Raw genomic sequence first — 25,562 nt, forward strand, 5'->3', positions numbered from 1 at the left:
ATGTTTGAGGGGGAATTCACATTCGCCCGTATCTATTACATTCAAAAGCGCGCTCGGGGCGCGCTCTTCAGGTTGGGCGTGCAGATAACCCGGCGACTTGCCTGTGTCAACCACATGACGGTGTTTTTCCCATGGCCGAAGCGGCTTTTGTCAGGGAAAAGCCGGCAATTTTGCGGTCAATGTGGTGACGTGCCCCATCTTGCGGCCGGGACGCGATTCCGTCTTGCCGTAGAGGTGAACCAGCGTGTCCGTCCGCCGCAGCCAGTCCGGGAGCGCCAGAATATCGTCGCCGATCAGGTTCTGCATCACGCAGTCCGAGTGGCGGTCGGTATTGCCGAGGGGCAGGCCGACAACCGCGCGAATATGCTGCTCGAATTGCGAGATGACGCAGGCGGCTTCCGTCCAGTGACCGGAGTTGTGGACACGGGGCGCCATTTCATTGGCGATCGGGCTGCCGTCGGCGAGTACGAAGAATTCGATGCCGATGACACCGACATAGCCGAGCGCCGCCAGAATCTTCTCAGCGGCTTCGCGAGCGGAAGCTGCAGTTTCCGCCGAGATGGACGCGGGCACCGTCGAGGTATGCAGGATGCCATCGCGGTGAACATTTTCGGCAGGGTCGTAGCAGACAACGGTGCCGTCGGTTGCGCGCGCCGCGATGATCGAGATCTCGCGTTCGAAGTAGACGAAGCTCTCGAGAATGAGCGGTACGCCGCCGAGCGCTGCAAAAGCGCCGTCCGGCGTATCGGCTGCGGAGCGAAACACTTTCTGTCCCTTGCCGTCATAGCCAAGACGGCGGGTCTTGAGGACGCCCTGGCCGCCGAAGTCCGCCAGAGCAGCCTCGAGATTGGCCTGACTGTCGACGGCGTGAAATCTTGCGGTGAGGATGCCGCAATCATTAATGAAGCGCTTCTCGACGAGTCGGTCCTGCGCGGCTTCCAATGCTTTCGGGGGCGGGTAGACTGGGACATTGTTCGCCAGCGTCTCGGCAGCCGAAACGGGGACGTTCTCGAACTCGTAGGTGACGACGTCGCAAGCCTTCGCCAGTTCTGCGAGCGCCGCAGGGTCGTCATAGGCCGCTGTGATCTGTTCGTTGGCAACCTGTGCGGCCGGACAGCCGGCCTGCGGTTCCAGGACGACGGTGCGGAAGTTCAGTCGTGCTGCGGCCATGGCAAGCATGCGACCGAGCTGACCGCCGCCGATGATGCCAATCGTTCTTACGGTCATAGGTCGTCCATCGGATATTCGGCAACGGCCGCGCTCTGGCGCTCGCGCCAGTCGTCGAGCCGCTCGGCAATGTCCTCGTCCGACAATGCCAGAACTGCAGCGGCCAGAAGGGCGGCGTTGATTGCGCCGGCCTTGCCGATGGCAAGTGTCCCGACCGGGATGCCGCCCGGCATCTGAACGATGGAAAGAAGACTGTCCTGACCGGACAGCGCCTTGGATTGAACCGGGACGCCGAAAACGGGAAGCGGTGTCATGGCCGCGGCCATGCCGGGCAGGTGGGCCGCGCCGCCGGCGCCGGCAATGATCACCTTGAAACCTTCGTCGCGTGCAGTCTTGGCGAAGTTCACCAGGCGATCCGGCGTGCGATGGGCTGATATGATGCGCGCGTCATAGGGAATTTCGAGAGCCTCCAGCGTATCGGCGGCGTTTTTCATGGTCTCCCAATCGGACTGGCTTCCCATGATGATGGCAACGGGTGGTCTGTCTGTCATCGTCACGGAATTCCCTTCAGGCGATGATGTCAGGGATGATCTGGTCCTCAAGCTTCGTCAGCTTGTCCTTGATGACCAGTTTCTTCTTCTTCATGCGCTGGATGCGCAATGCGTCGCATCCGGTGGCAATCATGGCGTTGATGGCCGCATCGTAGTCCTCGTGCTCCTGGCGCAGTCTTGCGACCATGAGCCTGATTTCCGCCTGTTCCTGATCGGCCATATGCATTCCCCATAACCGTCTTCGGACATCGTCCGTTCTGCCGATGATTTCCGCAAGCTCCTATCACCAAATCGAGGTAACGGCTAGCGGCTGTTCGTCATGATTTTGCCACGTGTTCTCCTTGTTTTCACCTTCGACAAGGCTTCAAAAATGTGTCACAGTCGAAAGGTTGACGCCTTGGATCTCCGGCGGTGTTGGCCGGGGAGAGGTAAGAGGAAGGAAGGGTCAAATGACTGTTCAAGCTCATCTTGAGTCACTCCAGAAAAAGCATGTTGCTCTCGAGGAGGAGTTGCATTCGCTTATGATATCCCCCTCCCGAAACGATAATGAAGTAGCTGAGTGCAAACGCAGAAAATTGCGGATCAAGGACGAGATTGAGCGCCTTAAATCATCCTTCCATTGAGTAGGATGCAATAAATCATCGAGCGCGGCCCTAGGCGAGGAGGGCGAAACTCCAATTTCATCAAAAGCTTAGAGTAGTTCGTGTTCGACAGGCGATTATGACGCCGGTTCCGACGGAAAGTCGCGAGCCGGCGTCTTTCATTTGAGCGGTCGGGCTAAGCCCAGAACTGGTCGAGCCAGAGATTGAGCCTGTCGAAGCCGCGATTGTTGACCGCGTAGATGCGTCGCGTGCCCTCTGCGGTGACCGAAACCAGATTGCAATCCAGCAGCGCCTTGAGGTGCTGGGAGACGGCTGGGCGGCTGATGGGGAGCCCTTCGGCCAGCTCGTTCACGGTCTTTGGCGCACGTCGAAGTTCTTCCAGCAGGAAGCGCCGGTGGGGATCGGCTATCGCAGTGAAGGGATCCGTGTTCGACATGGCGAAAAGCTACGTCAAACGGCGCAATCGGGCAAGGAAATTGTGCGGCGCAACGAAACCCAAAATTGTCAGAATCCCAAGCCTTCCTTGGCTATCAACACGGCGGCAATCAGGGCCATGGCATACATGAAAGGATAGAAGATGGCGGGCTTCATGCGACGTACGCACCAGGCACCGGCGATCGTCGCAAGCGGTGCAAACGGCAGAAGCGTGGCCGAGGTGGCAAGGTTCTGTGTGTCGAGCTGGCCGAGCGCGAAGTAGGGGACGAGCTTGACGGCGTTGAGGATTGCGAAGAAGCGGACGCTGGTGCCGGTATATTCGCGCGGTTGCATCTGCAGCGGCAGGGCGTAGATTTGGAAGGGTGCCCCGCCTGCGTGCGCGACGAAACTGCCATAGCCGGACAGGCTTCCCCAGATTGTCGCAAGCAGCGGCCGTTGCTCGTGGGGAGGCGTGTGCTTTCCGGCACCGGGGCCGTAGTTGTTCCAGAAATAGCGAAGGCAAAAGAGGACGGTGACGACGCCGATGACGACGCGAAGCACGTTGCCGGGAACGAGCGCCGACGTCGCCCAGCCGAGCGCGATGCCGAACAATGCTCCCGGCAGCATTATCTTCAGGGTTGTCCAGTCGCCGTGCTTGCGCCAGATCACCAGCGAGATCATGTCCATGAAGATGAGGATCGGCAGCAGGATCGCTGCCGCCTGGACGGGTGAGACGACGAGAGCGAGAAAGGGCAGCCCGATCAGCGACAGCGCGTCGCCCATTCCGCCTTTCGCAAGTCCGACCAAGATGACAGCGGGAACAGCGGCGTAGTAAAATGACAGTTCCATCGGCATGCTTTTGAAAATCCTCCCCTTGCCAGCCCCGTCTAACGGAACTACTCACACAAGACGAGTGCAGAAGGGCCGCGAAACGGCCTGTTCCGCTTTAAATGGAAAGAGTTGATGACCGAACCGGAAAACCGCTGCCGCCTAGTTCTGATCGTCCCCGATATCGCTGGTGCCGATGAGCAGGCAAAGATTGTCGGGGATGCGTTAAAGGGCGGTGACGTCGCCTCGGTGATTGTGCCGCAATACGGTCTCAACGATGGCGAATTCCAAAAGCACGCCGAGAAGCTGGTTCCAATTATTCAGGATGCGGGCGCAGCCGCCCTGCTTGCAGGCGACAGCCGCGTCGTCGGGCGGACCAAAGCGGATGGCCTGCATCTGACCGGACCGGCCAGCGAAATCTCCGAGGCGATCGACAAGTATGCCGACAAGCTGATCGTCGGCGGCGGCAATGCCGCCGACCGGCACCATGCGCTGGAGATCGGCGAGGAGCGGCCGGACTATATCTTCTTCGGCAAGCTCGACGGCGACATCAAGCCGGAAGCGCACCCCAAGAACCTGGCACTCGGTGAGTGGTGGGCCTCGATGATTGAGATTCCCTGCATTGTGATGGGCGGCACGGATCCGGCTTCCGCATTGGCGGTGGCAGAGACCGGTGCGGAGTTCGTGGCGCTGCGGCTCGCAGTTTTCGAGGACGCTGGTCGTGCGCCCTCCGTCGTCGCCGAGGTCAATGCGCTCTTGGACGAAAAAGCGCCACGGTTTGAGGATTGATATCGCGCTCATGCCGATCCTGTCCCGCTATTTGCGCCTTTCCGCTGCCTTGGCCGCCGTCATTCTGGCGGGGCTGACGCATGGCGTTTCGGCCCAGACGGTTGACAACATCGTGACCCGGCCGCTCGCGACCGCTCCCGAGTCGCTGAAAACTGGGCGGCCGCAGACAGACGGCACCGGACCGTCGACGGGCGTCGGGGTTTTCGACCGCATGGGTGCGAAGCTGCCCGACCTACCCCCGGAAAAAGACTACAAGGGGCCGGTCGACGACGCCTACGGCGCCTATCAGCGTGGCTATTATCTGACCGCGATGGAAAGGGCTCTGCCGCGGGCGCAGCTCGGTGATCCGGCCGCGCAGACGCTTATGGGTGAACTTCTAGCGGATGGGCTGGGCGTCAAGCGCGACATGAAGAACGCGGCCTTCTGGTACAGCAAGGGAGCGGAGGGCGGCGACGCCGCTGCGATGTTCAAATATTCGCTGATGCTGATCGAGGGCCGGTTCGTCAAGCGCGACAAGGCGAAGGCCGACGAATATATGCACGAGGCGGCTGACGCCGGAAATGCCTCGGCGCAGTTCAATTGGGGCCAGATCCTGACAGCTGACAATCCGGGCGACAAGGGATTGAAGCTCGCCTTGCCTTACTATGAGAAGGCTGCCGAACAGGGCATCGCGGACGCGCAATATGCAGTGGCGGAGATTTACTCCTCGTTGCCTGATCTGCCGGAGGAAAAGAAGCAGCTGGCGCGCGAATGGATGGCGCGCGCAGCGCATGCCGGCTACGACACGGCCCAGGTCGATCTTGGTACCTGGTTGGTCAACGGTCAGAATGGACCGCGCGATTTCGTCAAGGGTTTCCAGTGGTTGCGGCTTGCCGCCAATCGCGGAAACGTGGTTGCGCAAAACAAGCTGGCGCATCTCTACATCAATGCACTTGGAACCAAGCCAGATCCTGTCGAAGCCGCAAAATGGTATGTCCTGTCGCGTCGGGCCGGCCTGCCTGACCCGGCCCTCGAAGACTTCTACCTCGGCATCGAGGAAGATCAGCAGAAGGCGGCGATCGAGGCCGCCAACAAGTTCCGCCGGATCCAGTGATTTAGAAGAGCGCGTCGGCGAAGCGGTCTTCGTCGTCCTCGACTTTCGTCTCGACAACCGTCGCAGCCGTTTCTTCCATGGCGGGAATGATGTCGCGGTGGACGTTGCGCTCCTGCACCATCGTATAGAGCTTGAAGATCTTCCGATCGAGCGGTGCCACCACGTCGGCAATGTCCGAAATGTCAGCGATTTCGGCGCCGGCGGCATCCTCAAGCACCTCGGCGCAGCGCGCCAGCACATCGCCGAGATCACGCTCGAAATCCAGCTTGCCGATCAACAAGCTGATCTTGTTCGCCACTTCGCGGCCGTGCTCGGAGAGAACCTTGAGCTCGTCTTCCATCGTGTCGGCGGCAGCACGGATGTTGCCAACGGCTGATGTCAGGTTGTCGCCGAGACCGACGGCGTTGTCTATACCGGCGGGCGCAATCCGGCCGGCTGCCGCTTCCAGTGTCGGCAGTCCGTTGACGATCCCGTCGGCGGATTCGTCGAGTTTGGCCGCAAAGATGCGCAGCTCCGCCGTGACAACGTTGATTGATTTTCCTTCTTCGCCCAAACGGCTGCAGCGCAGGTTTGTATTCAACGCCATGTAGTGGATGTCGGTCTTGACCACACGGATGTTGCCGATGGATTCTAGGAGTTTGGCGGCGGTGCCGAGCGTCGATTGGCTTACCTGATCGGCCTGCTGGGCCGCTTGGTCCACCTGCTTGACGATCTCGTGCGCGGCGGAAACGCTCGACTCTAGCGCGCGCATGAAATTCCCCTGACCGCCGCAGCTCATCTGGTCGCGCAGGCGCAGGATCTCCTGCGTATCCTGACCAAAGCTCGCGATCGTCTTGACGACATTCTGTGAGTCGCGATGAAAATCCTTGCACATATCGTTCATCTGCGCGGCCGTCAGATGATGAACGACATTCTCCAGGCGCCGGCGTGCATCCGCACCAAGCTTGCGTCCGTCTTCTCCATCGAGGAACTCGTCGAGGAGTGCAAAAGTGCCCTGGACATGCTCGATCCGTTGGCGGGTGATGTCTCCAACCTGCAGCGCAGACAGCGTGGAGGCCACTTTGCTCTGAATACCACGGGCAATTGCCGAGACATCGCGGGCGATAGCCGCGAGGTTTTTTCGGTGTTCGGCAATCTTCCGGGCGTCGTCCTGCAACGCTCGTGCAACGTCGGGCACTGTCTCGGAATAGCTGCGCGCGGTCGCTGCGCCAAAGCTCAGCGCGACTTTGACTTCCTTCTCGAGGCTGTCGAGATGGGCGGCAAAACCGTTGACTTCAGCCGTTCCGGAGTAGATGCGCTCGAGGATTTCCTGTGCGAAGCCGGCGAATTCGGGAAGACCGGCGCCGGTGATCTTGGCAGTCACTGCAAAGGTGCGCAGATAGCGCATCGTCTCCTGCATATCAGCGACATGTTTGCGCAACGAATTGCCCGTGTCGGCAAGCGAGGAGAGGGCATTCTGGCGCGCCTTTTCGGCGATCGGCAGTCCGGTAAGGCTCTTGACCGTCGAGCGCAAATCCGCGCCCGTATCGCTCGACTCGTTGGCGTCCAGCGCCTTCGTGACATTGTCGAGTGAGCTCAACAAACGGTTGAGACCATCCATGACCGAAAGCAACACCGTACCGCCTTCGAGGAAATGCTCCTCGACCTGGCTGCGGGCCGCTTCGAGCGTCTCGCTGATGCCCGATCCTGAAGCCTGAAATGCCTGAAGTGCCGATGTCGCCCCGTTCGTCACGTTATTTCCTTTACTTATAACACTGGCAAATTTTGACTCCATTTTTAGGGGCCGGAGGGAAACAGCCGGTAAACGCCGGAGACTCGTCAATGTTGTGCTTAACAGCGTGTGAAAAATATGACGTCACGACCGACGCGATAGTCAAGACTTTCATATTTCACATGTAAAACAAATAGTTACACAAGACGAGTGCGCCTCATTATAGTTTATCTCAGGTAATAATTCAGGGAGTCTGGACACGCCTTAATTGCATGTTCCGGTAACCAAACTTTACCCGCTGTTAAGCCTGTCATGAGAGTCCTTTTGGGGCTTGTAAGTATTTCTTCATCCAATGAGGCTGAGTTGAGTACGTTTAGTCAGTATAACTAGCCAGTATCACTTAATTATACGTTGCTATCAGAAATATATCCAACATTTTTTCAAAAATTACTGCGAGTATCTATAGTAATAATTCAGTTGTCATCGATATTCCAGAGCATGCCGAAGCGGATCTGAGTTTCATCCAGCTCATCGAGTCCGCTCGTCGGCACGCAAAGGCGCAGAACAAGTCGATCACACTTTCCTCGCTCGCCAAGGGGCGCGTTCTGAAGGTGCTTGAGCGCGCAGGGTTCCTCGACGCTTTCAACCCTGACGACGCTAAATTCTGGTTGCATAAAGAGGTGACGCCATGAGCGCAAACATTCTGACTGTAGACGATTCCGCAAGCATCCGCCTGACCACGAAAGTCACGCTGACCAACGCCGGCTACACGGTGACCGAGGCCGTCAATGGGGCCGAAGGGTTGGCGACCGCGAAGTCGACGCATTTCTTGAGCGGCAAGGCGCGCGTTACCACGTCTCCGTCAAGCAGGGTCCGCTGGTGTCCCGCCATCGCCCGTCCGTCGACGTGTTGTTCCGCTCGGCTGCGCGCAGCGCCGGCTCGAACGCGATGGGCATCATCCTGACAGGCATGGGCGATGACGGCGCAAAGGGCATGCTGGAGATGCATCAGGCCGGCGCCTATACGGTGGCACAAGACGAGGCGACATCGGTCGTCTTCGGGATGCCAAGGAAGCGATCGCCAAGGGCGGCGTCGATCGCATTCTGCCGCTCGACCAGATTGCGCGTGAGGTGCTGATGGCGCAGCAGAAATTCTAGATACTGTCGACGAGCCTTGAGGGCTGTGCGGCTCTCCTCTTGAAATTTTCCCGATTTTGTGGTCTTGAGGCCGCCAATCTTATCGAGCGCTGCCTTCTCCGGCGATCAGGGACCTTTCCCGCCCTGACAGCGCGTACCGTATTATCGCTCAAGGAAAAGTGCTCACATGGCTCGTTCAGCTCTCCTCAATGTCATGGTTCAGGCTGCCATCAAGGCAGGAAAATCGCTGGGGCGTGATTTCGGAGAAGTCCAGAACCTGCAGGTTTCAGTGAAGGGCCCGGGCGACTTCGTGTCGAATGCCGATCGCAAGGCGGAGAAGATCGTCAAGGACGAACTCCTGAAGGCTCGCCCGACTTACGGCTTCCTCGGCGAGGAGAGCGAGGAAATCAAGGGTACGGACGGTGCGCACCGTTGGATCGTCGACCCGCTCGACGGCACCACGAACTTCCTGCACGGCATTCCGATGTTTGCGGTATCGATCGCGCTTGAGCGCAACAATGAGATCGTCGCCGGCGTCGTCTTCAATCCGGCAACGGACGAGCTCTACACCGCCGAACGTGGCGGCGGCGCCTTTCTGAACGATCGCCGTCTGCGCGTCGGCGCTCGCCGTGTGCTTTCGGATTCCGTCGTTGCCTGCGGCGTACCGCACCTCGGCCGCGGCAATCACGGCAAGTTCCTCGTCGAGCTCCGTCACGTGATGGGCGAAGTTGCCGGGATTCGCCGCATGGGCGCGGCTTCTCTCGATCTCGCGTATGTGGCCGCCGGTCGCTTCGACGGCTACTGGGAAACTGCGTTGTCGGCCTGGGATATTGCGGCGGGTATCCTGCTCATCCGCGAAGCCGGCGGCTATGTGTCCGACTGGGACGGCGGTACGTCCATTCTCGAGACGGGCTCGGTGGTTGCCGGCAACGAGTATATCCAGAAGGCGTTGCTCGAAGTCGCCAAGCGCCCCGTCCCGACTCGGTAAATCGCTGTTGTAAAGACACGGTTTTCGTTTCCGCATACTTCAATTCGGCACAATGTTGCTCTAGTCTCCGGCTGAAATGAATCCGGAGGCTGCGGAACCTATGGAAAATGTGAATGTGGCGGAGTTCGGCTCGACCGAAAAAACCACGGGCAACTACAGCTATAAACTTTCCAGTCCGATGCCGTTTCTTTGGACGATGGTGCTGTTTCTGACCATCGTCGGGTTCATTGCCGCCATCCTCTTCCGGCAGACGCAGACTGCCTTCATGCACAATCCGGGCCTCAACGGCTTGATCCTTGGCATCCTGGCCGTTGGCATCATCCTCGTCTTCAGCCACGTGCTGTCGCTCAGACCGGAAGTGCGGTGGTTCAACTCGTTCCAGGCAGCGGGCAGCGCCGACAAAGTCGGCCGCAACCCCAAGCTGCTTGCTCCGATGCGGACGCTGATTGGCAGCCGCAATGCCTCGGCAGGAATTTCGACGGCGGCGTTCCGCTCAATTCTCGACTCGATTGCCAACCGGCTCGATGAGTCACGCGATGTGTCGCGCTATCTCATCGGCCTTCTGATCTTTCTCGGCCTGCTCGGAACATTCTGGGGCCTCATCGGCACAATCGGCTCGATCAGTGCGGTCATTCAGTCGCTCGATGCGGGAGCGAACGGTTCCAGCGATGTTCTCAGCGCTCTGAAGGAGGGGCTTTCCATGCCGCTTTCGGGCATGGGGCAGGCCTTCTCGTCATCCCTCCTTGGTTTGTCCGGCTCGCTTATCCTCGGCTTTCTCGATCTGCAGGCAGGCCGTGCTCAAAACCGGTTCTACATGGAACTGGAAAACTGGCTTTCCTCGGTAACCGACGTCGGGCACGATGTAGCCATGCCTGCCATCGGCGCGAATTCCGCAGTCTCTCCGGATGACGTTCGCGCGCTATCCGAATACATGCGCCGGATTTCGGAAGAGGGCAGCGGCGGCACCCAGAGATCGGTTGCGGCGATGGCGAACCTTGCCGAAGGCATTCAGGGCCTTGTCAAGAATATGCGCAATGAGCAGCAGATGCTGCGCGACTGGATCGATGCGCAGCAGGACGAGACGAAGGCGATGCGCCGCACGCTCGATCGCCTGGCCGAACGGATCGGTTCTCAGGAAAGGCACGGTTCAAGCGAACGCTCACAGCGGATGCCGCAAACCGAAAAGACCGAGGGCAAGTAAGCCATGGCTCTCGCCCGCAATCGTCGCCCCCAACGCGCGGTGGACTACTGGCCAGGATTTGTCGATGCGCTGTCGACGCTGCTGATCTCCATCATGTTCGTCCTGACCGTCTTCGTCGTCGGTCAATACATCCTGAGCCGGGAAATTACGGGCCGGGATGAGGTGCTCAACCGTCTGAACAGCCAGATCAACGAGCTGACGCAGCTTCTGGCCCTGGAGAAGGGGAGCAAGCAGGACCTCGAGGACAGCGTTGCCAATCTGCAGGCCTCCTTGGCGTCGGCTGAGAGCGAGCGATCGCGGCTGAAAGCGCTTCTTGATGCCGGCTCGGGGGGGCAGAGTGCGGCGCAGGCGCGTATCGGCAGCCTCACGAAGGAACTGGACGAACAGAAGCAGATGAGTGACCGGGCGATGAGCCAGGTCGAGCTATTGAACCAGCAGATCGCCGCATTGCGCAGCCAGATTGCTGCCGTGGAAGCCGCTCTGCAGGCCTCCGAGCAGAAGGATCAGACCTCGCAGACAAAGATCGCCGATCTGGGCCGTCGTCTGAACGTTGCGCTGGCGCAGCGCGTCCAGGAGCTCAACCGCTACCGGTCCGATTTCTTCGGCCGCCTGCGCGAAATCCTGTCCGATCGCGAGAACATCAGGATTGTCGGCGACCGCTTCGTCTTCCAGTCGGAAGTGCTGTTCCCCTCTGGCAGCGCGGATCTCAATCCAGATGGGCAGGGCGAGATGGCAAAGCTTGCGACGGCCCTTCTCGACGTTGCCAAGGAAATCCCGCCGGAGATCAACTGGGTTCTGCGTGTGGACGGCCATACGGATAACGTGCCGCTCACCGGCACCGGCAGGTATGGCGACAATTGGCAGCTGTCTTCAGCGCGCGCGATTTCGGTCGTCAAGTTCCTGATCTCGCGCGGTGTACCTGCCGACCGTCTCGTCGCCGCCGGCTTCGGCGAGTTCCAGCCGATCGCGCCGGGCGACACCCCGGAGGCGCGCGCCACGAACCGTCGAATCGAACTCAAGCTGACCGAGAAGTAGGCGTTCGGCCTGGCGCATCATCAATGCCGTCAGTCTAGCCAGTATCCGAAAGATCGGCTGCTTCGGCACGGCCGGCTGGACGCGGCGTAAGGCGTCTCTCCGCGTCCGGTTGCAAAGAATGTCATCGAGGAAAAAGTGGCGTTGTCGCTGAGCGGGCTCCGCGTGGGCTCGCGGAGATTTGGGGGAGAATGCTTTGATCGAATGCGATGTGCTGGTCATCGGCGCGGGTCTTGCCGGGCTTGTGGCGGCGGCGGAGGCGGCGGATCGCGGGCGGAATGTCTGCATCGTCGAGCAGGAGGGCGAACAAAGCCTCGGTGGGCAGGCATTCTGGTCGCTGGGCGGACTGTTCTTCGTCGACAGCCCGGAACAGCGCCTGCTGGGCATCCGTGACACCCTTAGCCTTGCACGGCAGGACTGGATGGGGTCTGCGTCGTTCGACCGGCCGGAAGACTATTGGCCGCGTCGCTGGGCGGAGGCCTATCTCGAATTTGCCGCAGGCGAAAAGCGCTCGTGGCTTCATCAGCAGGGAATGCGCTGGTTCCCCGTAGTCGGCTGGGCCGAGCGGGGAGGCGGCCTGGCGCACGGCCACGGAAATTCCGTGCCACGCTTCCATGTGACGTGGGGAACCGGGCCGGCTGTGCTTGCGCCATTCATTCGCCGTGTGCGCGAGGCGGAGGCGAAGGGACTTGTCACGCTTCTGTTCCGGCATCAGGTGGATGACCTTCTCGTGCAAGACGGCATCGTCTGCGGCGCTCGCGGCACGGTCCTCCAGCCGGACGCTTCCGTTCGAGGGCGGGAGACGAACCGCATTTTTTCGGCACTTTTCGAGATAAGGGCCGACGCGACGATCGTCACGTCCGGAGGCATCGGGGGCAATCACGAGGCGGTGCGCAGGAGATGGCCGATCGATCGGCTCGGACGGCCCCCGGCTGATATGGTCGCGGGTGTGCCTGCCCATGTCGACGGGCGCATGATCGAGATTACCGAGCGCGCGGGCGGGCGAGAGATCAATTCGGATCGGATGTGGCACTATACGGAGGGGTTGAAGAACTGGGATCCGATCTGGCGCAATCACGGCATACGTATCCTGCCCGGTCCGTCCTCCTTCTGGTGCGATGCCGATGGTAATCGCTTTGCCGCGCCTGCGATGCCCGGTTTCGATACGCTGGCGACGCTGAAGGCAATCTGCGCCACGGGGCTTGACTACAGCTGGTTCATCCTGACCAAGGCAATCATCAAGAAGGAGTTTGCCCTTTCCGGCTCCGAGCAGAATCCGGATATCACGGGCAAGGATCTTCACCTGCTTCTCAAGCGATTGGGCAAGGAGCCGCCAGGCCCCGTTCAGGCCTTCATGGATAAGGGAGAGGATTTCATCGTTCGCGAGACGCTGGAAGCACTTGTCGACGGCATGAACGGTTTGACGGGCGAAGGCCGCGTGGATGCAAGCCGTCTCAGGACGCAGATCGAGGCGCGCGACAGGGAGATCGGCAACGCCTTTTCGAAGGACGCGCAGGTTATCGCGATTCGCGGCGCCCGACGCTACCTCGGGGACCGGCTGATGCGTACGGCAAAGCCGCATCTGCTGCTTGACCCACGGGCCGGGCCATTGATTGCGGTGCGGTTGCATATCCTGACACGCAAGTCTTTAGGTGGTCTGGAGACGGACCTTTCCGCACGTGTGATTGGCCATAGTGGGGATCCGCTGCCGGGGCTCTATGCGGCGGGCGAGGTGGCCGGCTTTGGCGGTGGCGGTGTGCACGGTTATAACGCGCTCGAGGGAACATTCCTCGGCGGCTGCATCTTCTCCGGCAGGGTTGCCGGTCGGGCAGTGTAAAGGCGGCGCTTTTGGCGCCGCCTGATTTGATCAGGCTTCAGCCTTCGTCGTGTCAACGACTTCTGCGCCGGAAGAATTCTTTTTGATGGATTCGATGGCGCTCAGCGCCGACGCCTTGGCCTTATAGCCTTCTGAGGCGAACATGGATTCACCATTCGGCGCCTTGAAACGGAAACGGAACTCGCCAGCCTTGTCCTTGTAAACTTCGAATTTATACATCGATTTTTCTCCCGGAATCAGGATGTTGTCCTATCTACAGGTGCAGCCTAGAACAAAAGACGCAACTATTCCATCGGGATATTTTGCGCGTTACAACCAGCACAAGCGAGGCCTCTCGCAGGGCGGAATGCGCCCGAAGTCGAACTCCCTAAGGCTTGAAGATCGAGAAGACCGACGAGAACTTGTTGATCAGGTATGGCGCGAGGGGGAGTTGTCCTGTTGCAAGGGGGTGCCTGCGGCGTCAATGGGGGTTCCGGCCGCTTCGGTCTTCGACCAATCGCGGGCCTCCCGAAGCGAGCGATAGCACAGCAGCATCGATATGACGACGGCCACGGCGACGCGTGCGATCAGCGTATCGGCAAAGTCTATCGAGTTCACCAGAGCCTCCCTCACAGCGCGGCGACCTTAAAATCCGTCCATAAACCGAGTGTAATCTCTGCGTGTATAATGCAATATGTACGCAAAGATTACACGTCGATGCAACTGGCGGAGGCTGGCGGCGGAGGAGGAACGTGTAATCGGACGATCACTTTACGGCGGCGAGAAAGTCTCCGGCGCCTGTCTCGAACTGCAGCTTGGCGAGCTTGGCATATATGCCGCCGTCTCGAATAAGGGTTTGATGTGTTCCTTCTTCGACGACGCGACCCTGATCCATCACGAGGATCCGGTCGGCCTTCAGCACGGTCGCGAGGCGATGGGCGATGACGAGGGTCGTGCGGCCGGTCATGAGCCCATCGAGGGCCTTTTGCACAAGGGTTTCACTTTCGGCGTCCAGCGCTGACGTCGCCTCGTCGAGGAGCAACACCGGTGCGTTCTTCAGGATGGCACGGGCGATGGCGATACGCTGGCGCTGGCCGCCCGACAGGGTGATGCCGCGCTCGCCTGCCTGTGTGTCGTATCCCTTGTCCAGGCGAGCAATGAATTCGTCGGCCTGCGCGGCGATTGCGGCGGCACGGACCTCTTCGCGGGTCGCCTCGGGGCGGCCGAAGGCGATGTTGTCGTGAATGGACGCCGCAAAGATCGTGACATCCTGCGGCACGATCGCGAGGCGCTTGCGCAGCTCGTGGGGATCGGTGCTGTGTGCATCGACGCCGTCGATCATCACCGCGCCCTGCTGCGGATCATAGAAGCGGAGCAGCAGCGAGAAGACCGTGCTCTTGCCGGCCCCGGAGGGGCCAACGATCGCCACGGTCTCGCCGGGGGAGACATCGAAGCTCAGGCCATGCAGAGCGGATCGTTCGGGACGCGAGGGATAGGCAAAGTGTACGTCGGTGAACAGGACACGACCTTGCGCCGGAGCGGGCAGAGCAACCGGCGCGGTGGGCGCTGCAATCGGGGAGACTTCATCGAGCAGTTCCGTCAGCCTCTCGGCCGCACCAGCGGCTTGTGAAAGTTCGCCCCAAACTTCGGAGAGAGCGCCGAGAGAGCCGGCGGCGATGACGGCGTAGAGAAGGAACTGGCCGAGCGTGCCCGGTGAGAGCGTGCCGGCCAGGACGTTGTGGGCTCCAACCCAGAGAACGGCGACGACGCTGCCGAAGATAAGGGTGATGGCGATGCCCGTCAGCAGGGCGCGCGAGCGAATTGCGGCGCGGGCAGCGTCATAGGCGGTTTCGACGGCCGTCCCATAACGCGAGGCGGCGGCGTCCTCGCCGCCAAAGGCCTGGACGGTGCGGCTGGCGGCAATCGTTTCGTTGGCGAAAGCAGATGCGTCCGCCAGCGTATCCTGGGCAGAGCGCGAGCGCTTTCGGACCGAGCGACCGAAGCCGACGAGCGGAAAGACGATCAACGGAATCGCACCGATCACCAGGCTGGACAGCTTTGGCGAGGTCACGATCATCATGCCCATTGCACCGAGGCAGAGAATGAGGTTGCGCAAGGCGACGGAGGCGGTCGCGCCTACCGCCGACTTGATCTGCGTCGTGTCCGCTGTGAGGCGTGAGACGATCTCGCCCGACTGGTTGACGTCGAAGAAGGCAGGCGACAGCCGTGTCACGTGGCTGAAAACATCGCGGCGAAGGTCGGAGACCACACGTTCGCCGAGCGTGATAACGAAGTAGTAGCGAAGGGCGCTGGCAATCGCGAGCACGATCGCCATGATCATCAGCATGACAAAATAGCTGTTGATGAAGCTGCCGTCGGCCTGTGTGAAGCCATGGTCGATCATGCGGCGGACGGCCAGGGGCAGCGTGAGCGAGGTGACGGCGGCAAGCGCAAGTGAAGCGAGGGCGCCGGCGACCATGCCGCGGTAGCGCGCGACATAGGGCGTCAGCCGGCCGAGCGGCTTCAGCGATCTCGACTTCTTTTCTCCTGCTTGCCCTGCGTATGCCAATTCGTCTCCGATCGCCTACAACACCGCTCGTCCGCGGCTGATGGCTCTTGTTATCCTGCCGCCCTTCATGTATAGGCAGCCCATCCTAATGGGAAGCCGTAGCCTTTGCGTCTGCGGCTTCATTTATTCAATCGGTCCTCTTGTCGCAACGAGTATGCGCCAAATTGGACGTTGCATGGCAGGAAGATTGTTATGAAGGCAGATATCCATCCCGACTATCACACGATCAAGGTAGTCATGACCGACGGCACCGAATACGAAACCCGCTCGACCTGGGGTTCTGAAGGCGCAGTCATGAACCTCGAAATCGACTCCAAGTCGCATCCGGCATGGACTGGTGGTAACCAGCAGCTCATGGACCGTGGCGGCCGCGTTTCCAAGTTCAACAAGCGTTTCGGCGGCCTCGGCCTCTAATCGCTGCCACTTGGTGGAATTTGAAAGAGCCCCGCTTCGGCGGGGTTTTTTTGTGGAACTATGTGGCAAATGCCACCCAGCGGATTTCGAACATCCGCCAAGGCAGGCTTGTGCGCCAATTGCGGTCATGCGGCGATAGAAGGCAAATTCTAAACCCCAGCAAACTTACGCGGCAGATGACACTCCCGTGTCTTTTTCCGACAGGTGGTCGTCGCGGGCAACCAGGTTGCGGCGGGTCAGCCATCCGTGTCCCCAATCGCGCAAGCCGAGCAGGATCGGTGCCAACGTCCGGCCCTCTTCGCTGATCGAATACTCCACCTTGGGCGGGATGACGGCGAAGACCTTGCGCTCGACAAGGCCATCCTCTTCGAGCTCCCTGAGCTGCTTGATCAGAAGGCGCTGAGAGCAGTCGCCAAGCTCTCTTTTCAACGCGTTGAATCGCAAGGTGCCCTTGAGCAGATGGTAGAGGATCATGCCTTTCCATTTGCCGCTGTGAAGCGGCAGCCATCCTGGCGGTGAGGATTACCAGCGTTGGCGGTAATATGCCCGGTGACCGTAGAATATTGGCGACGTTCGAACCGGGACCGGATTTTCCGCTGAGGAAACCGGAGGTGAGAATGAGGCGGTCGGGACGTGCGCCCGTGAGAAGCCCTTCGGCGGCACGCGGTGTTCCGGAGCTCGTTGCGACAATTGTTTACAGGACGTTTCAACGCTGCCATGTAGCACGGCGTCGGCAATATTGGTTCCCTTTTCCACCAGCAGCACGTCAAATCCGCTTGCTTGTTGTGGGCACAACAAAAAACGGCTGCACGGATGCAGCCGTTTTCATGAAATCCGACTCAGGCGTTTCAGTTGTTGCCGAAGGCCGTTTGCAGCAGGCTCAGTTGGGCCTGAACGCTGTTCTGGTTATCGGGAACGATCGGTGCCTCGGCCGGGCGATAGATTTCGCGATCGAGCAGGGCGACGCGGTTCTGCAGGCGCAACGAGCGTTCGATCAGGTCGCGGAAGGATTCCGGCAGATCGCCCCAGCCCGGTGCGTTGCGATCGACGTTAAAGCCGTCGAGGCGAACCTTGTTCTTCTCCGCCAGAACCTGATCGCGCGACATCTCGCCATTGTTGACGGCTCGCTGCAGCAGCAGCCAGGAGGCCATCTGCATGAGGCGGGTGGTCAGGCGCATCGATTCTGCAGCATAGAGAACGGACGCCATGCGTGGCAGAACCTTCGAGGCTGCGCGGCCCTGGCCATCGAGGTAGGCGGCGGTTTCTTCAACCAGCGACATGCCTTCCGAATACAGTGCCTTGAACTGCGAGGATGCGGCAGCGCGACCTGCAAAACTGATTGTGTTCAATCCAAGCTCTGACATTTAAACAGTCCCTGTTGCACGCATCTACTTATGGTCAGGTAACATCAGCCGAAGGGAAAAGGGTTCTCCGGCCGCTCTTTATGCTTTTAAGATGGTAGCTTTAGCCGAATTGCGCAAGGCGTTTCTTAAGAAAGGGTTAACTTCCACAGTTTCATGGAAATGGTCCCCAGCGCAATAAAAAAGAAGAGCCGCAAAAGCGGCTCTCAAGGTAAAACAGGGAGAAAAATCAGACCAATTCACCGCATGGAAAACTGTCTGAGATCCAGAGAAGATCTGGATGAGTACAGTAATACCTTATAAAGCTTAATAGCCGCTTAAACCTGTCCCGGATTAACACTTTTCGAGCGCTTGTTTGCTGTAATAGCCCGCTGGCGAATTACGAGCGGAAGAGGCTTTCTGCCGCCGATCTTGTCGAGGTCTTGCTGGTGGCCTCTGCTTCGATTCTCACGATCTCGGCTTTGAGCAGCTCGACGCGCGCTCGCAACTCGTCGACCGATAGGGTGGAGAGGTCGCAACCGATCTCGTGCGCAACCTTCTTCTGCGGCCGGCCTTCGTCGATAAAGCTCATATGTAATCCTCCCTTGTCTGCCTCAGCTATATTTTAGGGCAGGATCGCCAGTTTCGGGAGTCTTGCTAGGTCCGGGGTTGGCAAGCGACATACTTTCGGGTGTCAGCGTTTGCGATGTGGCCGTCGGGATGGTCGTGTAGGCGTCGCGGTCGCCGACCGGAACGGCGGCACGCATGCGGCTGCGAATGATGGCATAGGCGGTGATCAGAACATGGGCGACCGCCGTCACCAGGAAGAGGGCGTGCGGGTTGATCATCGACATGACCGGGCCGCCGATGGTCGGGCCGATGATGGTGCCGATGCCGTAGAGGAGCAGCAGTCCGCCTGATACCTTCACGAAGTCCTCGGCGGAAGCATAGTCGTTGGCGTGTGCAACGGCGATGGGATAAAGCGTGTTGGCGACGGCGCCGTAGAGCACCACCAGACCGATGATGAAGTAGGGCGAGGAGGGCTGCAGGATCGCCAGCAGCAGGCCAGCGAGAGCAGCAATGGCAGACATTGCCGCAAGTACGTGGCGGCGGTCGATGCGATCGGAGAGGCGACCTGCCGGCAACTGCATCAGGGCACCGGCGAAAATGGTGGCGCTCATCATGATGGCGATGCTGGTATCGGAAAGGCCGGAGCCTGCGCCGAAGACCGCGCCCAGCGTACCATAGGCACCGTTGGCGATGCCGACGAGGAGAATGCCAAGGCAGGAGACGGGGGAGTTGCGGTAGAGGGCCGGCAGATCGAGCTTCACGGCCTTCAGCGGCTGCGGCGAAGCGGCGGTGGAGAGCGTCGTCGGAAGCATCGCGATGCAGTAGAAGATGCCGCAGATCATGAACAGGACAGGCGTGCGTACATCCTCCAGCGGGATCATCATCTGGCCCGCCACGACGCCGAAGAGCGTGATGGCGATATAGAGCGAGAAGATCGCGCCGCGGCTCTCGTTGGTGGCGCGCTCGTTCAGCCAGCTCTCGATGATCATCGACGTGCCGGCGGTCGCAAAGCCGGTGACGGCGCGCAACAGCACCCACCAGACCGGGTGGATGATGATGCCGCTGACGAGCGAGATAATTGCGATAATGGCAATGAAACCCGAAAAGGCGCGGACGTGGCCGACACGGCGCACCAGCTTCGGCGCGACGAGGCAGCCGATGACGAAGCCGGCTGCCCAGGACGTGCCGAGCAGGCCGAGAGTCGTCGTCGCATAGCCTTCCAGGTTGCCGCGCACAGGAAGCAGGATGCCCTGCAACCCGTTGCCCATGAAGAGAAAGAGCGTCCCGAAGAGAAGCGAGGCGACGGACAGCAGATTTCTTTTCATATAACCAGACTCTACGCGTTGAATGTCAAAGGTCATGTGGCGACACGCAGTGTCGCCCAGCCTCGAGAAGATTGATTGTGCCCCCAAATGCCTTTACGGCATGAATAAATGCAGTCGTGACGGGAAAAAATGTCCGTCCTGTGACATTCAGAAAAGATGGAAAAATAAAGACATGACGAAGCTGATCGCGCTGCTGCTCATCCTGGCGATGGCGATTCAGCTGATCAAGCCGCTGGGTGTTCCCGGGCTGCGACGACGCATGGATTTCTGGAAGATCGCGTTGATTGCCTTCGCCATTTGGGCGGTGGCGCTGATCGGGCGCGATCTTTTCGTCTAATACGAGACTTCGCCGCGCATGGCGGGCGTGCAGCTGCCCGAGATCTTCACGTCTGTAACAATGCCGTTCTTCTTGATGACATCGATACCGATGCTGCTGCGGCGTCCCATCTCGACGCCTTGCTCTATGGTCAGCGAAACGTTCATGTTCGCATCCGGCTCGAGCGAAACGAGATAGGCGCCAAGTGCCGCCGAGGCGCTGCCGGTCGCCGGATCCTCCGGCACGTTATCGAGCGGCGCAAACATTCGTGCGCGGATCGTCCATGGTTCTTCTTGAGAGCGAACGTAGACGAACAGCGAGAAGTCGTGGTTGCCTTCGACCGTCGGTCTGGCTGCATCCTGAAAATATGCAAGGTTTGGGCGGGCGCGGCCGAGGGCGGCAAGATCTGCAAGTTCGGCAACGACGAAGCTCAGACCTACCGATGCGAGAACCGGTCGATGCTTTGCTAAGCGGATTTCTTGTGGCTCGATCGCGATGCAGCGGGCAACTGTCTGCTCAGGTATCGCGTTGCCGATGGCGAGCCGCTTCGGTGCGCGAATGGATGCCGACAGCACCTCATTGCCGCTGCGTTTCAAATCGACTTCGACGAGGCCGGCCTTCTCTTCGAAGCGCAGGCTATCGCCGACCGGTCGCCCGAAGACCTGACCCTGCTGGCCGAGCACATAGGCTGTTCCGACGTTCGGATGGCCCGCAAAGGGAACCTCCATGGTGGGCGTGAAGATGCGGACACGGGCGGTGTTTGCCGGATCTTCCGGCGGCAGCACGAAGGTCACCTCCGAATAGCCGAACTCGGCGGCGATGTTCTGCATGTCAGTATCGGCAAGCCCGCGTGCATCCGTCATCACAGCTAGCGGGTTGCCCTCGAAGCGGGTGGAGGTGAAAACATCGACGGTCGTGAAGGCAACGGTTTTCATTGTGGCTCCAAACTGGCTGATGCCACGATCTCTACCGACGATCCGCCGGCTGAAGAAGCGGAAAACTTGTCGCGGTTACAATGGAAAAACCGGCCGCCTTGGCGACCGGTCTCTTCTGTTTCATCAGTCGAGAAGAGGCTTACGCGGCCTGCTCAAGGTCCTTCTTCCAGCTGCCCTTGGCGGCGAGGCTGTTCATTTCGGCGCGATGGGCAAAGGCGCGCTGGCCGGCGGCGACGTTTTCCGGCTTGCCGCCCCAGGCCTTCAGAGCCGTATCCTGCAGCGCGCGGCCGTAGGAGAAGGTGACAGCCCACGGCAGGTCGTAGCCGGAGTTGATTGCGGAAAGATGAGCCGTCGCTTCTTCGCTGGACTGGCCGCCGGAGAGGAAGGCAATGCCAGGGACGGCGGACGGAACGGTGCGCTTCAGCACTTCGACCGTGCGCTCGGCGACCTCGGCTACCGATGCCTTGCGAGCGTTCTTGCCATCAATGACCATGTTCGGCTTCAGGATCATGCCTTCGAGGCTGACGCGGGCGTCGGCCAGCTCTTCGAAGACAGTGCGCAGTGTCCACTCGGTGACTTCGGCGCAGCGATCAATGTTATGGTCGCCCGGCTTGCCGTCCATCAGGCATTCCGGCTCGACGATCGGCACGATGTTGGCCTGCTGGCACAGTGCTGCGTAGCGGGCGAGCGCGTGGGCATTGGCCTTCATGGAGCCCCAGGTCGGAAGCGTGGAGGAGATTGCGATCACGCCGCGCCACTTGGCGAAGCGGGCGCCTGCTTCATGGTACTTCGCCAGGCGGTCCGCCAGGCCGTCGAGGCCTTCGGTGATGGTTTCGCCCGGATAAGCCGCCATCGCCTTTGCGCCAATATCGACCTTGATGCCAGGAATGCTGTCAGCCGCGCGGATGATTTCGACGAAGGGCGTGCCGTCTGCTGCCTTCTGGTGGAGGGTCTCTTCGTAGAGGATCACGCCGGAAATATACTGACGCATCGCGTCGTCCGTGCGGAACAGCATTTCGCGGTAGTCGCGACGGCTCGTTTCCGTCGATTCAAGTCCGATCGTATCGAACCGCTTACCGATCGTGGCTGTCGATTCATCTGCTGCAAGCAGCCCGCGGCCGCCAGCTACCATACGCACGGCAATGTCTTCCAAACGTTCGCTCATATCGTTCTCTCCACAGCAAAAAAATCGTCAACCAATAGATATAGGTCGCGGATAACAGAAGTTTATGGGTGGGAAAACGGCGGCAAAATTGTTTGAAACGTTTGAATTTTTTTTAATCGTTTGAAAGTTTGGGCTTTTGTATTCGTTGTGAGCAAAAGACCGCGACGCTTTCGCGCCGCGGTCTATCTACATGTAAAATTTGTTAAATCTGCTTGTGCCGATTACTTGGCTTTGGCCAGGACGGCAACGCCGGGAAGTACTTTGCCCTCCATCCATTCGAGGAAGGCGCCGCCTGCAGTCGACACATAGCTGAAATCGTCGGCAACGCCGGCATGGTTCAGAGCCGAGACCGTGTCGCCGCCCCCGGCAACCGAGGTAAGCTTGCCGGACTTGGTGCGCTCGGCCGCATATTTCGCTGCTGCAACTGTTGCCTTGTCGAACGGTTTGATTTCGAAAGCGCCGAGCGGGCCGTTCCAGACAAGCGTATTAGCGCGCTCGATCCAGGCCTTGATCGCCTCGATCGATTTTGGGCCGACGTCAAGCACCATCGCATCACTGGGGATTGCATCGATCGCGACCGTTTCATTGGCGGCGTTTGCTTTGAATTCGCGGGCAACGACGCCGTCTTCGGGAAGAATGATGGCGCAGCCGGCCGTGGCCGCTTCGATCATGATCTGCTTTGCGGTCTCTGCCAAATCATGCTCGCAGAGCGACTTGCCGACATTGGTGCCACGCGCGGCAATGAAGGTGTTCGCCATGCCGCCACCAATTACCAGTGCATCGACCTTCTTGACGAGGTTCATCAAGAGGTCGATCTTGGTCGAGACCTTGGCGCCACCGACGATGGCGACGACGGGGCGGGCCGGGTTGCCGAGACCGCTTTCCAGCGCCTCAAGCTCGGCCTGCATCGTGCGGCCGGCATGGGCAGGAAGGTGATGCGCGAGACCTTCCGTCGAGGCATGCGCGCGGTGGGCGGCGGAGAACGCATCGTTGACGTAGATATCCCCATTTGCCGCAAGCGCCTTCACGAAGTCCGGGTCGTTCTTTTCCTCGCCCTTGTGGAAGCGGGTGTTCTCGAGAAGCAGGATGTCGCCGTTCTTCATCGATGCGACCGCGGCCGCCGCTGCATCGCCGATGACGTCGCTTGCGGTGGACACGGGGTGATCAAGCACCTCTTCGACCGACGGAGCGATCAGCGACAGCGAGAGGTCCGGCGACGGGCCGTCCTTGGGGCGACCGAAATGCGCGAGCAGGATGACCTTGGCGCCCTTCTGCGAGAGTTCCAAGATCGTCGGGGCAACGCGCTCGATGCGCGTGGTGTCGGTCACTTTGCCGTCTTTGACCGGAACATTGAGGTCAACGCGAACGAGGATACGCTTGCCGGCAATGTCGTTGAGGTCGTCGAGGGTCTTGAAGGAAGGCATGGAAAAGTCCGTTCGTTATTGCCCAAAGATGCGGGGACCATAGCAAGGATGACCGCAGACGCAAGGCGGTCATTGCGGGTTTTCATCGGCCCTGGCTGATGTCGCAGCGGCGGCTGCTCCCCGGTTCCTGCGACCCTTGAGACGGTCGCGGATACGGTCGATGATGTCGTGGAGATTGAGGAAGATCGGCAAGGCGGTGGCAGGCTCCAGAGCCTCGAGCGACATGCCGACCGAGGTAATGTGATCCTGGTCGTCGAGGTCGCGGACGATGAGGATGATGGAGCCGAGGCGCACCCTGTCGGCATAGTCGGCTTTGCCGCCCAGACGGTGTTTCATCAGCTCGGCGATCGTCAGGCCCTTCTCGGATTCGTTCAGCAGGCCTGGGCCATAGGCGGCGTCGAGATCGGCGGCCGGCCGGGCCGGAGACAGCGCGAAGGCGCCGAAGAAATCGGCATCGTCCTCCTCGACCGGCGCGCGGCTGGCAAAGAGCTTGTCGAGAAGCCGCGAATAGGAAGGAACGACGAAGAGATAGACGAGATCATTCTCGCGCAACCGGCCGGCATATTGGTAGCGCATTGACTTGCCGTCGCGGATGACGAGCGACGGCGTTGCCCAGCGCGGGATGCGCTCGCCGCGCAGCACCGGGCTGTCCTTGACGACGCGGTAGGATAAAAGCTCGTGGTTTGCTGCGCCAGGCAGATCGACTTCCACCTTGTCGACGGCGCCCATGCGCGGTGGGATGATGAGCCCAAGCTTCTTGGCGACCGGCTTGATGGTCCAGCCCTGCACCAGAAGCGAGACGAGCACGATGATGAAGGCGGTATTGAAATAGACCGGACCATTCTCCAGGCCGCCGAGAATAGGCATGATGGCGAGCAGGATCGAAACAGCACCGCGCAGACCGACCCACGCGACAAAGCCGATCTCCTGCTGCGTGTAGTCGAAAGGCAGCAGCGAGAGCCAGATGGCGAGCGGGCGCGCGATGAAGATCAGGAACAGGGCGAGCAGCACGGCGGGGATGGCGATCGCCGGAAACTGCGACGGGGTCGCCAGCAGGCCGAGGACGAGGAACATGATGATCTGGGCAAGCCAGGTCATGCCATCCTGGAAGCGCTTGATGGAGGCATAGCCCTGCAGCTTGCGATTGCCCGCGTAGATGCCGGCGACATAGACAGCGAGGAAGCCGCTACCGCCGACCGCGCCGGTAGCCGAGAAGACCAGCAGCGCCAGGGCCAGCACGAAGATCGGGGTCAGGCCACGATCGGTTTCCAGCTGGCTGACGATTAGCGAGATCATCATGCCGCCGAGCAGGCCGAGAATCACGCCGAGGCCCATTTGCTGCACGAACATGGCGAGCATGCCGATGTTGATGCCGTGGTAGCGTTCGCCGCTGGCCAGAATCTCGACGAGGGCGATGGTCAGGAAGATCGCCATCGGGTCGTTGGTTCCGGATTCCACTTCCAGCGTCGAGCGGACCTTGTCGCGAATGTTGATGCCGCCGATGCGCAGCAAGAAGAAGACGGCGGCTGCATCGGTCGAGGCGACGATGGAGCCAAGCAGCAGGCCCTCTAGCCAAGTGAAATTCAGCAGCCACATGGCTGCGACGCCAATGAGTGCCGCCGTCATCAGGACGCCGACCGAGGCGAGCGTCAGAGAGGGCACCGCGGCAAGCTTAAAAGCTTGCACCGGCGTTCCGAAGCCGGAGTCGAACAAGATGACAGCAAGCGCGATGGAGCCGAGGATATAGGCGAGATAATTGTTGGTGAACTCGATGCCGAGACCATCCGTTCCCGCAAGCAGGCCGATCGCCAGAAAGAGCAGGAGCAGGGGAGCGCCGAAGCGGAAGGCGAGCAGGCTGGAGAATGCGGCCAGAAGCACGAGCGTCGTCGATACCAGTACGACGATGTAGAACGCTTCCATGCCTGTCCCCTTACCCACAATTCAATGCAGACCGCCCCCGGTCCCGCAGCCCATTTCTGATCGCCCTTTCGTGGTCACTCAAGCCCGCTACGAGTAAACGGCAAAACAAGCAGGATGGGTAGACCTTGCGGTCAAACCCGTGCTGTTTTGCGGCTTCATGCTGCTGTTTTGGCGTGCCGGACGGCAAAGCCGGATGAGCGCTCACGAAGGAGCTATGAATCGAGTGTATGAGCAAATCGGGCGATAGCAGGGCAGA

General features: G+C 60.1%; 27 protein-coding genes and 2 pseudogenes. 12 read left to right on the forward strand and 17 right to left on the reverse strand.

All coding sequences use genetic code 11. The features are described 5' to 3' along the window. Nucleotides 1-150 precede the first annotated feature (150 nt). From PMI09_RS28410 to PMI09_RS28420, 3 genes are read right to left on the reverse strand one after another with little or no spacing between them, the layout of a single operon-like run. Entirely contained in the window at nucleotides 151-1,227 is a 1,077-nt protein-coding gene (locus PMI09_RS28410; RefSeq protein WP_007802500.1) for a 5-(carboxyamino)imidazole ribonucleotide synthase, read from the reverse strand. Next, on the reverse strand, nucleotides 1,224-1,718 hold the full coding sequence (purE, locus tag PMI09_RS28415) for a 5-(carboxyamino)imidazole ribonucleotide mutase (RefSeq protein WP_007802503.1): 495 nt from the start codon (nucleotides 1,716-1,718) through the stop codon (nucleotides 1,224-1,226). Before purE ends, PMI09_RS28410 begins: the two co-directional genes overlap by 4 nt. 16 nt (nucleotides 1,719-1,734) lie before the next feature. Continuing rightward, nucleotides 1,735-1,938: a YdcH family protein gene (locus PMI09_RS28420; protein ID WP_007527435.1), complete on the reverse strand. Its 204-nt coding sequence runs from the start codon at nucleotides 1,936-1,938 to the stop codon at nucleotides 1,735-1,737. Nucleotides 1,939-2,167: 229 nt separating this feature from the next. Between PMI09_RS28420 and PMI09_RS30775 the strand changes: the two genes are divergently transcribed. Then, on the forward strand, nucleotides 2,168-2,341 hold the full coding sequence (locus PMI09_RS30775) for a YdcH family protein (RefSeq protein ID WP_007802505.1): 174 nt from the start codon (nucleotides 2,168-2,170) through the stop codon (nucleotides 2,339-2,341). Nucleotides 2,342-2,495: 154 nt separating this feature from the next. On the opposite strand, the gene PMI09_RS28430 is transcribed toward PMI09_RS30775, so the two are convergent. Both PMI09_RS28430 and PMI09_RS28435 read right to left on the reverse strand, forming a co-directional pair. Continuing rightward, nucleotides 2,496-2,756 carry an ArsR/SmtB family transcription factor gene (locus tag PMI09_RS28430; RefSeq protein WP_007802507.1) on the reverse strand — a complete coding sequence of 87 codons (261 nt, stop codon included), beginning with the start codon at nucleotides 2,754-2,756 and terminating at the stop codon, nucleotides 2,496-2,498. Nucleotides 2,757-2,824: 68 nt separating this feature from the next. After that, complete coding sequence (locus PMI09_RS28435; protein ID WP_007802509.1) at nucleotides 2,825-3,589, reverse strand: sulfite exporter TauE/SafE family protein; 765 nt, start codon at nucleotides 3,587-3,589, stop codon at nucleotides 2,825-2,827. 108 nt (nucleotides 3,590-3,697) lie between these two features. Between PMI09_RS28435 and PMI09_RS28440 the strand changes: the two genes are divergently transcribed. Beyond that, nucleotides 3,698-4,351 (forward strand): thiamine phosphate synthase, encoded by a 654-nt coding sequence (locus PMI09_RS28440; protein ID WP_007802511.1) that lies wholly within the window; start codon nucleotides 3,698-3,700, stop codon nucleotides 4,349-4,351. A gap of 10 nt (nucleotides 4,352-4,361) precedes the next feature. Continuing rightward, nucleotides 4,362-5,444, forward strand: a complete 1,083-nt coding sequence (locus PMI09_RS28445) for a tetratricopeptide repeat protein (RefSeq protein ID WP_007802513.1) — start codon at nucleotides 4,362-4,364, stop codon at nucleotides 5,442-5,444. Between the two features lies 1 nt (nucleotide 5,445). Here PMI09_RS28445 and PMI09_RS28450 read toward each other — a convergent pair whose 3' ends face one another. Further along, nucleotides 5,446-7,176, reverse strand: a complete 1,731-nt coding sequence (locus PMI09_RS28450; protein ID WP_007802516.1) for a hypothetical protein — start codon at nucleotides 7,174-7,176, stop codon at nucleotides 5,446-5,448. A 395-nt stretch (nucleotides 7,177-7,571) separates the two neighbouring features. On the opposite strand from PMI09_RS28450, the gene PMI09_RS32695 reads away from it, so the two are divergent. The 7 genes and pseudogenes from PMI09_RS32695 to PMI09_RS28480 all read left to right on the forward strand — a co-directional run bounded on the left by PMI09_RS32695 (nucleotide 7,572) and on the right by PMI09_RS28480 (nucleotide 13,349). Beyond that, entirely contained in the window at nucleotides 7,572-7,847 is a 276-nt protein-coding gene (locus tag PMI09_RS32695; RefSeq protein ID WP_081499126.1) for an STAS domain-containing protein, read from the forward strand. After that, nucleotides 7,844-7,984, forward strand: a pseudogene (locus tag PMI09_RS32905) (response regulator); the annotation flags it as partial. The gene PMI09_RS32695 and the pseudogene PMI09_RS32905, both read left to right, overlap by 4 nt. After that, nucleotides 7,981-8,312, forward strand: a pseudogene (locus PMI09_RS30785) (CheB methylesterase domain-containing protein); the annotation flags it as partial. The pseudogenes PMI09_RS32905 and PMI09_RS30785, both read left to right, overlap by 4 nt. Nucleotides 8,313-8,478: 166 nt before the next feature. Further along, complete coding sequence (locus PMI09_RS28465) at nucleotides 8,479-9,279, forward strand: inositol monophosphatase family protein (protein ID WP_007802520.1); 801 nt, start codon at nucleotides 8,479-8,481, stop codon at nucleotides 9,277-9,279. 100 nt (nucleotides 9,280-9,379) lie between these two features. Next, the gene (locus tag PMI09_RS28470) at nucleotides 9,380-10,480 is read left to right on the forward strand and encodes a hypothetical protein (RefSeq protein ID WP_007802522.1); all 1,101 of its coding nucleotides are present in this window, start codon (nucleotides 9,380-9,382) and stop codon (nucleotides 10,478-10,480) included. 3 nt (nucleotides 10,481-10,483) lie between these two features. Beyond that, a complete protein-coding gene (locus tag PMI09_RS28475) occupies nucleotides 10,484-11,515 on the forward strand; it encodes a peptidoglycan -binding protein (protein ID WP_007802524.1) in 1,032 nt (343 codons plus the stop codon). A 193-nt stretch (nucleotides 11,516-11,708) separates the two neighbouring features. After that, nucleotides 11,709-13,349 (forward strand): FAD-binding dehydrogenase, encoded by a 1,641-nt coding sequence (locus tag PMI09_RS28480; protein WP_007802526.1) that lies wholly within the window; start codon nucleotides 11,709-11,711, stop codon nucleotides 13,347-13,349. 30 nt (nucleotides 13,350-13,379) lie between these two features. Here the strand turns inward: PMI09_RS28480 and PMI09_RS28485 are convergent, their stop codons facing one another. The 3 genes from PMI09_RS28485 to PMI09_RS28495 all read right to left on the reverse strand — a co-directional run bounded on the left by PMI09_RS28485 (nucleotide 13,380) and on the right by PMI09_RS28495 (nucleotide 15,897). Next, entirely contained in the window at nucleotides 13,380-13,568 is a 189-nt protein-coding gene (locus PMI09_RS28485) for a YegP family protein (RefSeq protein WP_007802528.1), read from the reverse strand. A 189-nt stretch (nucleotides 13,569-13,757) separates the two neighbouring features. Then, a complete protein-coding gene (locus PMI09_RS28490; RefSeq protein WP_007802530.1) occupies nucleotides 13,758-13,946 on the reverse strand; it encodes a hypothetical protein in 189 nt (62 codons plus the stop codon). A 148-nt stretch (nucleotides 13,947-14,094) separates the two neighbouring features. Next, nucleotides 14,095-15,897 carry an ABC transporter transmembrane domain-containing protein gene (locus PMI09_RS28495; RefSeq protein WP_007802533.1) on the reverse strand — a complete coding sequence of 601 codons (1,803 nt, stop codon included), beginning with the start codon at nucleotides 15,895-15,897 and terminating at the stop codon, nucleotides 14,095-14,097. 192 nt (nucleotides 15,898-16,089) lie between these two features. Here PMI09_RS28495 and rpmE point away from each other — a divergent pair, with 192 nt between their 5' ends. Continuing rightward, nucleotides 16,090-16,311, forward strand: coding sequence for a 50S ribosomal protein L31 (gene rpmE, locus PMI09_RS28500; RefSeq protein WP_007527409.1), 222 nt, complete (start codon nucleotides 16,090-16,092; stop codon nucleotides 16,309-16,311). A 165-nt stretch (nucleotides 16,312-16,476) separates the two neighbouring features. On the opposite strand, the gene PMI09_RS28505 is transcribed toward rpmE, so the two are convergent. The 4 genes from PMI09_RS28505 to PMI09_RS28520 all read right to left on the reverse strand — a co-directional run bounded on the left by PMI09_RS28505 (nucleotide 16,477) and on the right by PMI09_RS28520 (nucleotide 19,546). Then, nucleotides 16,477-16,815, reverse strand: a complete 339-nt coding sequence (locus PMI09_RS28505) for a winged helix-turn-helix transcriptional regulator (RefSeq protein ID WP_052026615.1) — start codon at nucleotides 16,813-16,815, stop codon at nucleotides 16,477-16,479. Between the two features lie 344 nt (nucleotides 16,816-17,159). After that, complete coding sequence (rcdA, locus tag PMI09_RS28510) at nucleotides 17,160-17,675, reverse strand: protease adaptor protein RcdA (protein WP_007802538.1); 516 nt, start codon at nucleotides 17,673-17,675, stop codon at nucleotides 17,160-17,162. Between the two features lie 376 nt (nucleotides 17,676-18,051). Continuing rightward, nucleotides 18,052-18,243, reverse strand: coding sequence for a DUF1192 domain-containing protein (locus tag PMI09_RS28515; protein WP_007802539.1), 192 nt, complete (start codon nucleotides 18,241-18,243; stop codon nucleotides 18,052-18,054). A gap of 22 nt (nucleotides 18,244-18,265) precedes the next feature. Then, nucleotides 18,266-19,546 (reverse strand): MFS transporter, encoded by a 1,281-nt coding sequence (locus PMI09_RS28520; protein ID WP_007802542.1) that lies wholly within the window; start codon nucleotides 19,544-19,546, stop codon nucleotides 18,266-18,268. A gap of 172 nt (nucleotides 19,547-19,718) precedes the next feature. Between PMI09_RS28520 and PMI09_RS31810 the strand changes: the two genes are divergently transcribed. Further along, complete coding sequence (locus PMI09_RS31810) at nucleotides 19,719-19,883, forward strand: hypothetical protein (protein WP_007802544.1); 165 nt, start codon at nucleotides 19,719-19,721, stop codon at nucleotides 19,881-19,883. On the opposite strand, the gene PMI09_RS28525 is transcribed toward PMI09_RS31810, so the two are convergent. The 4 genes from PMI09_RS28525 to PMI09_RS28540 form a co-directional block, all read right to left on the reverse strand. Next, the gene (locus PMI09_RS28525; protein ID WP_007802546.1) at nucleotides 19,880-20,797 is read right to left on the reverse strand and encodes a PhzF family phenazine biosynthesis protein; all 918 of its coding nucleotides are present in this window, start codon (nucleotides 20,795-20,797) and stop codon (nucleotides 19,880-19,882) included. The two genes, PMI09_RS31810 and PMI09_RS28525, sit on opposite strands and share 4 nt — an antisense overlap. 139 nt (nucleotides 20,798-20,936) lie before the next feature. Next, nucleotides 20,937-21,962, reverse strand: coding sequence for a class I fructose-bisphosphate aldolase (locus PMI09_RS28530; protein WP_007802547.1), 1,026 nt, complete (start codon nucleotides 21,960-21,962; stop codon nucleotides 20,937-20,939). A gap of 221 nt (nucleotides 21,963-22,183) precedes the next feature. Next, on the reverse strand, nucleotides 22,184-23,386 hold the full coding sequence (locus PMI09_RS28535; RefSeq protein ID WP_007802550.1) for a phosphoglycerate kinase: 1,203 nt from the start codon (nucleotides 23,384-23,386) through the stop codon (nucleotides 22,184-22,186). A gap of 69 nt (nucleotides 23,387-23,455) precedes the next feature. Continuing rightward, on the reverse strand, nucleotides 23,456-25,306 hold the full coding sequence (locus tag PMI09_RS28540) for a potassium/proton antiporter (protein ID WP_007802552.1): 1,851 nt from the start codon (nucleotides 25,304-25,306) through the stop codon (nucleotides 23,456-23,458). Nucleotides 25,307-25,562: the final 256 nt, after the last annotated feature.

It is taken from the genome of Rhizobium sp. CF122 (assembly GCF_000282035.1).
Taxonomy (GTDB): domain Bacteria; phylum Pseudomonadota; class Alphaproteobacteria; order Rhizobiales; family Rhizobiaceae; genus Rhizobium.

Coding starts and splice junctions, on each gene's coding strand:
- PMI09_RS28410 (WP_007802500.1), bottom strand. CDS start 1,227: ATGACCGTAAGAACGATTGGCATCATCGGCGGCGGTCAGCTCGGTCGC.
- purE (WP_007802503.1), bottom strand. CDS start 1,718: ATGACAGACAGACCACCCGTTGCCATCATCATGGGAAGCCAGTCCGAT.
- PMI09_RS28420 (WP_007527435.1), bottom strand. CDS start 1,938: ATGGCCGATCAGGAACAGGCGGAAATCAGGCTCATGGTCGCAAGACTG.
- PMI09_RS30775 (WP_007802505.1), top strand. CDS start 2,168: ATGACTGTTCAAGCTCATCTTGAGTCACTCCAGAAAAAGCATGTTGCT.
- PMI09_RS28430 (WP_007802507.1), bottom strand. CDS start 2,756: ATGTCGAACACGGATCCCTTCACTGCGATAGCCGATCCCCACCGGCGC.
- PMI09_RS28435 (WP_007802509.1), bottom strand. CDS start 3,589: ATGCCGATGGAACTGTCATTTTACTACGCCGCTGTTCCCGCTGTCATC.
- PMI09_RS28440 (WP_007802511.1), top strand. CDS start 3,698: ATGACCGAACCGGAAAACCGCTGCCGCCTAGTTCTGATCGTCCCCGAT.
- PMI09_RS28445 (WP_007802513.1), top strand. CDS start 4,362: ATGCCGATCCTGTCCCGCTATTTGCGCCTTTCCGCTGCCTTGGCCGCC.
- PMI09_RS28465 (WP_007802520.1), top strand. CDS start 8,479: ATGGCTCGTTCAGCTCTCCTCAATGTCATGGTTCAGGCTGCCATCAAG.
- PMI09_RS28470 (WP_007802522.1), top strand. CDS start 9,380: ATGGAAAATGTGAATGTGGCGGAGTTCGGCTCGACCGAAAAAACCACG.
- PMI09_RS28475 (WP_007802524.1), top strand. CDS start 10,484: ATGGCTCTCGCCCGCAATCGTCGCCCCCAACGCGCGGTGGACTACTGG.
- PMI09_RS28485 (WP_007802528.1), bottom strand. CDS start 13,568: ATGTATAAATTCGAAGTTTACAAGGACAAGGCTGGCGAGTTCCGTTTC.
- rpmE (WP_007527409.1), top strand. CDS start 16,090: ATGAAGGCAGATATCCATCCCGACTATCACACGATCAAGGTAGTCATG.
- rcdA (WP_007802538.1), bottom strand. CDS start 17,675: ATGTCAGAGCTTGGATTGAACACAATCAGTTTTGCAGGTCGCGCTGCC.
- PMI09_RS28515 (WP_007802539.1), bottom strand. CDS start 18,243: ATGAGCTTTATCGACGAAGGCCGGCCGCAGAAGAAGGTTGCGCACGAG.
- PMI09_RS28520 (WP_007802542.1), bottom strand. CDS start 19,546: ATGAAAAGAAATCTGCTGTCCGTCGCCTCGCTTCTCTTCGGGACGCTC.
- PMI09_RS31810 (WP_007802544.1), top strand. CDS start 19,719: ATGACGAAGCTGATCGCGCTGCTGCTCATCCTGGCGATGGCGATTCAG.
- PMI09_RS28525 (WP_007802546.1), bottom strand. CDS start 20,797: ATGAAAACCGTTGCCTTCACGACCGTCGATGTTTTCACCTCCACCCGC.
- PMI09_RS28530 (WP_007802547.1), bottom strand. CDS start 21,962: ATGAGCGAACGTTTGGAAGACATTGCCGTGCGTATGGTAGCTGGCGGC.
- PMI09_RS28535 (WP_007802550.1), bottom strand. CDS start 23,386: ATGCCTTCCTTCAAGACCCTCGACGACCTCAACGACATTGCCGGCAAG.
- PMI09_RS28540 (WP_007802552.1), bottom strand. CDS start 25,306: ATGGAAGCGTTCTACATCGTCGTACTGGTATCGACGACGCTCGTGCTT.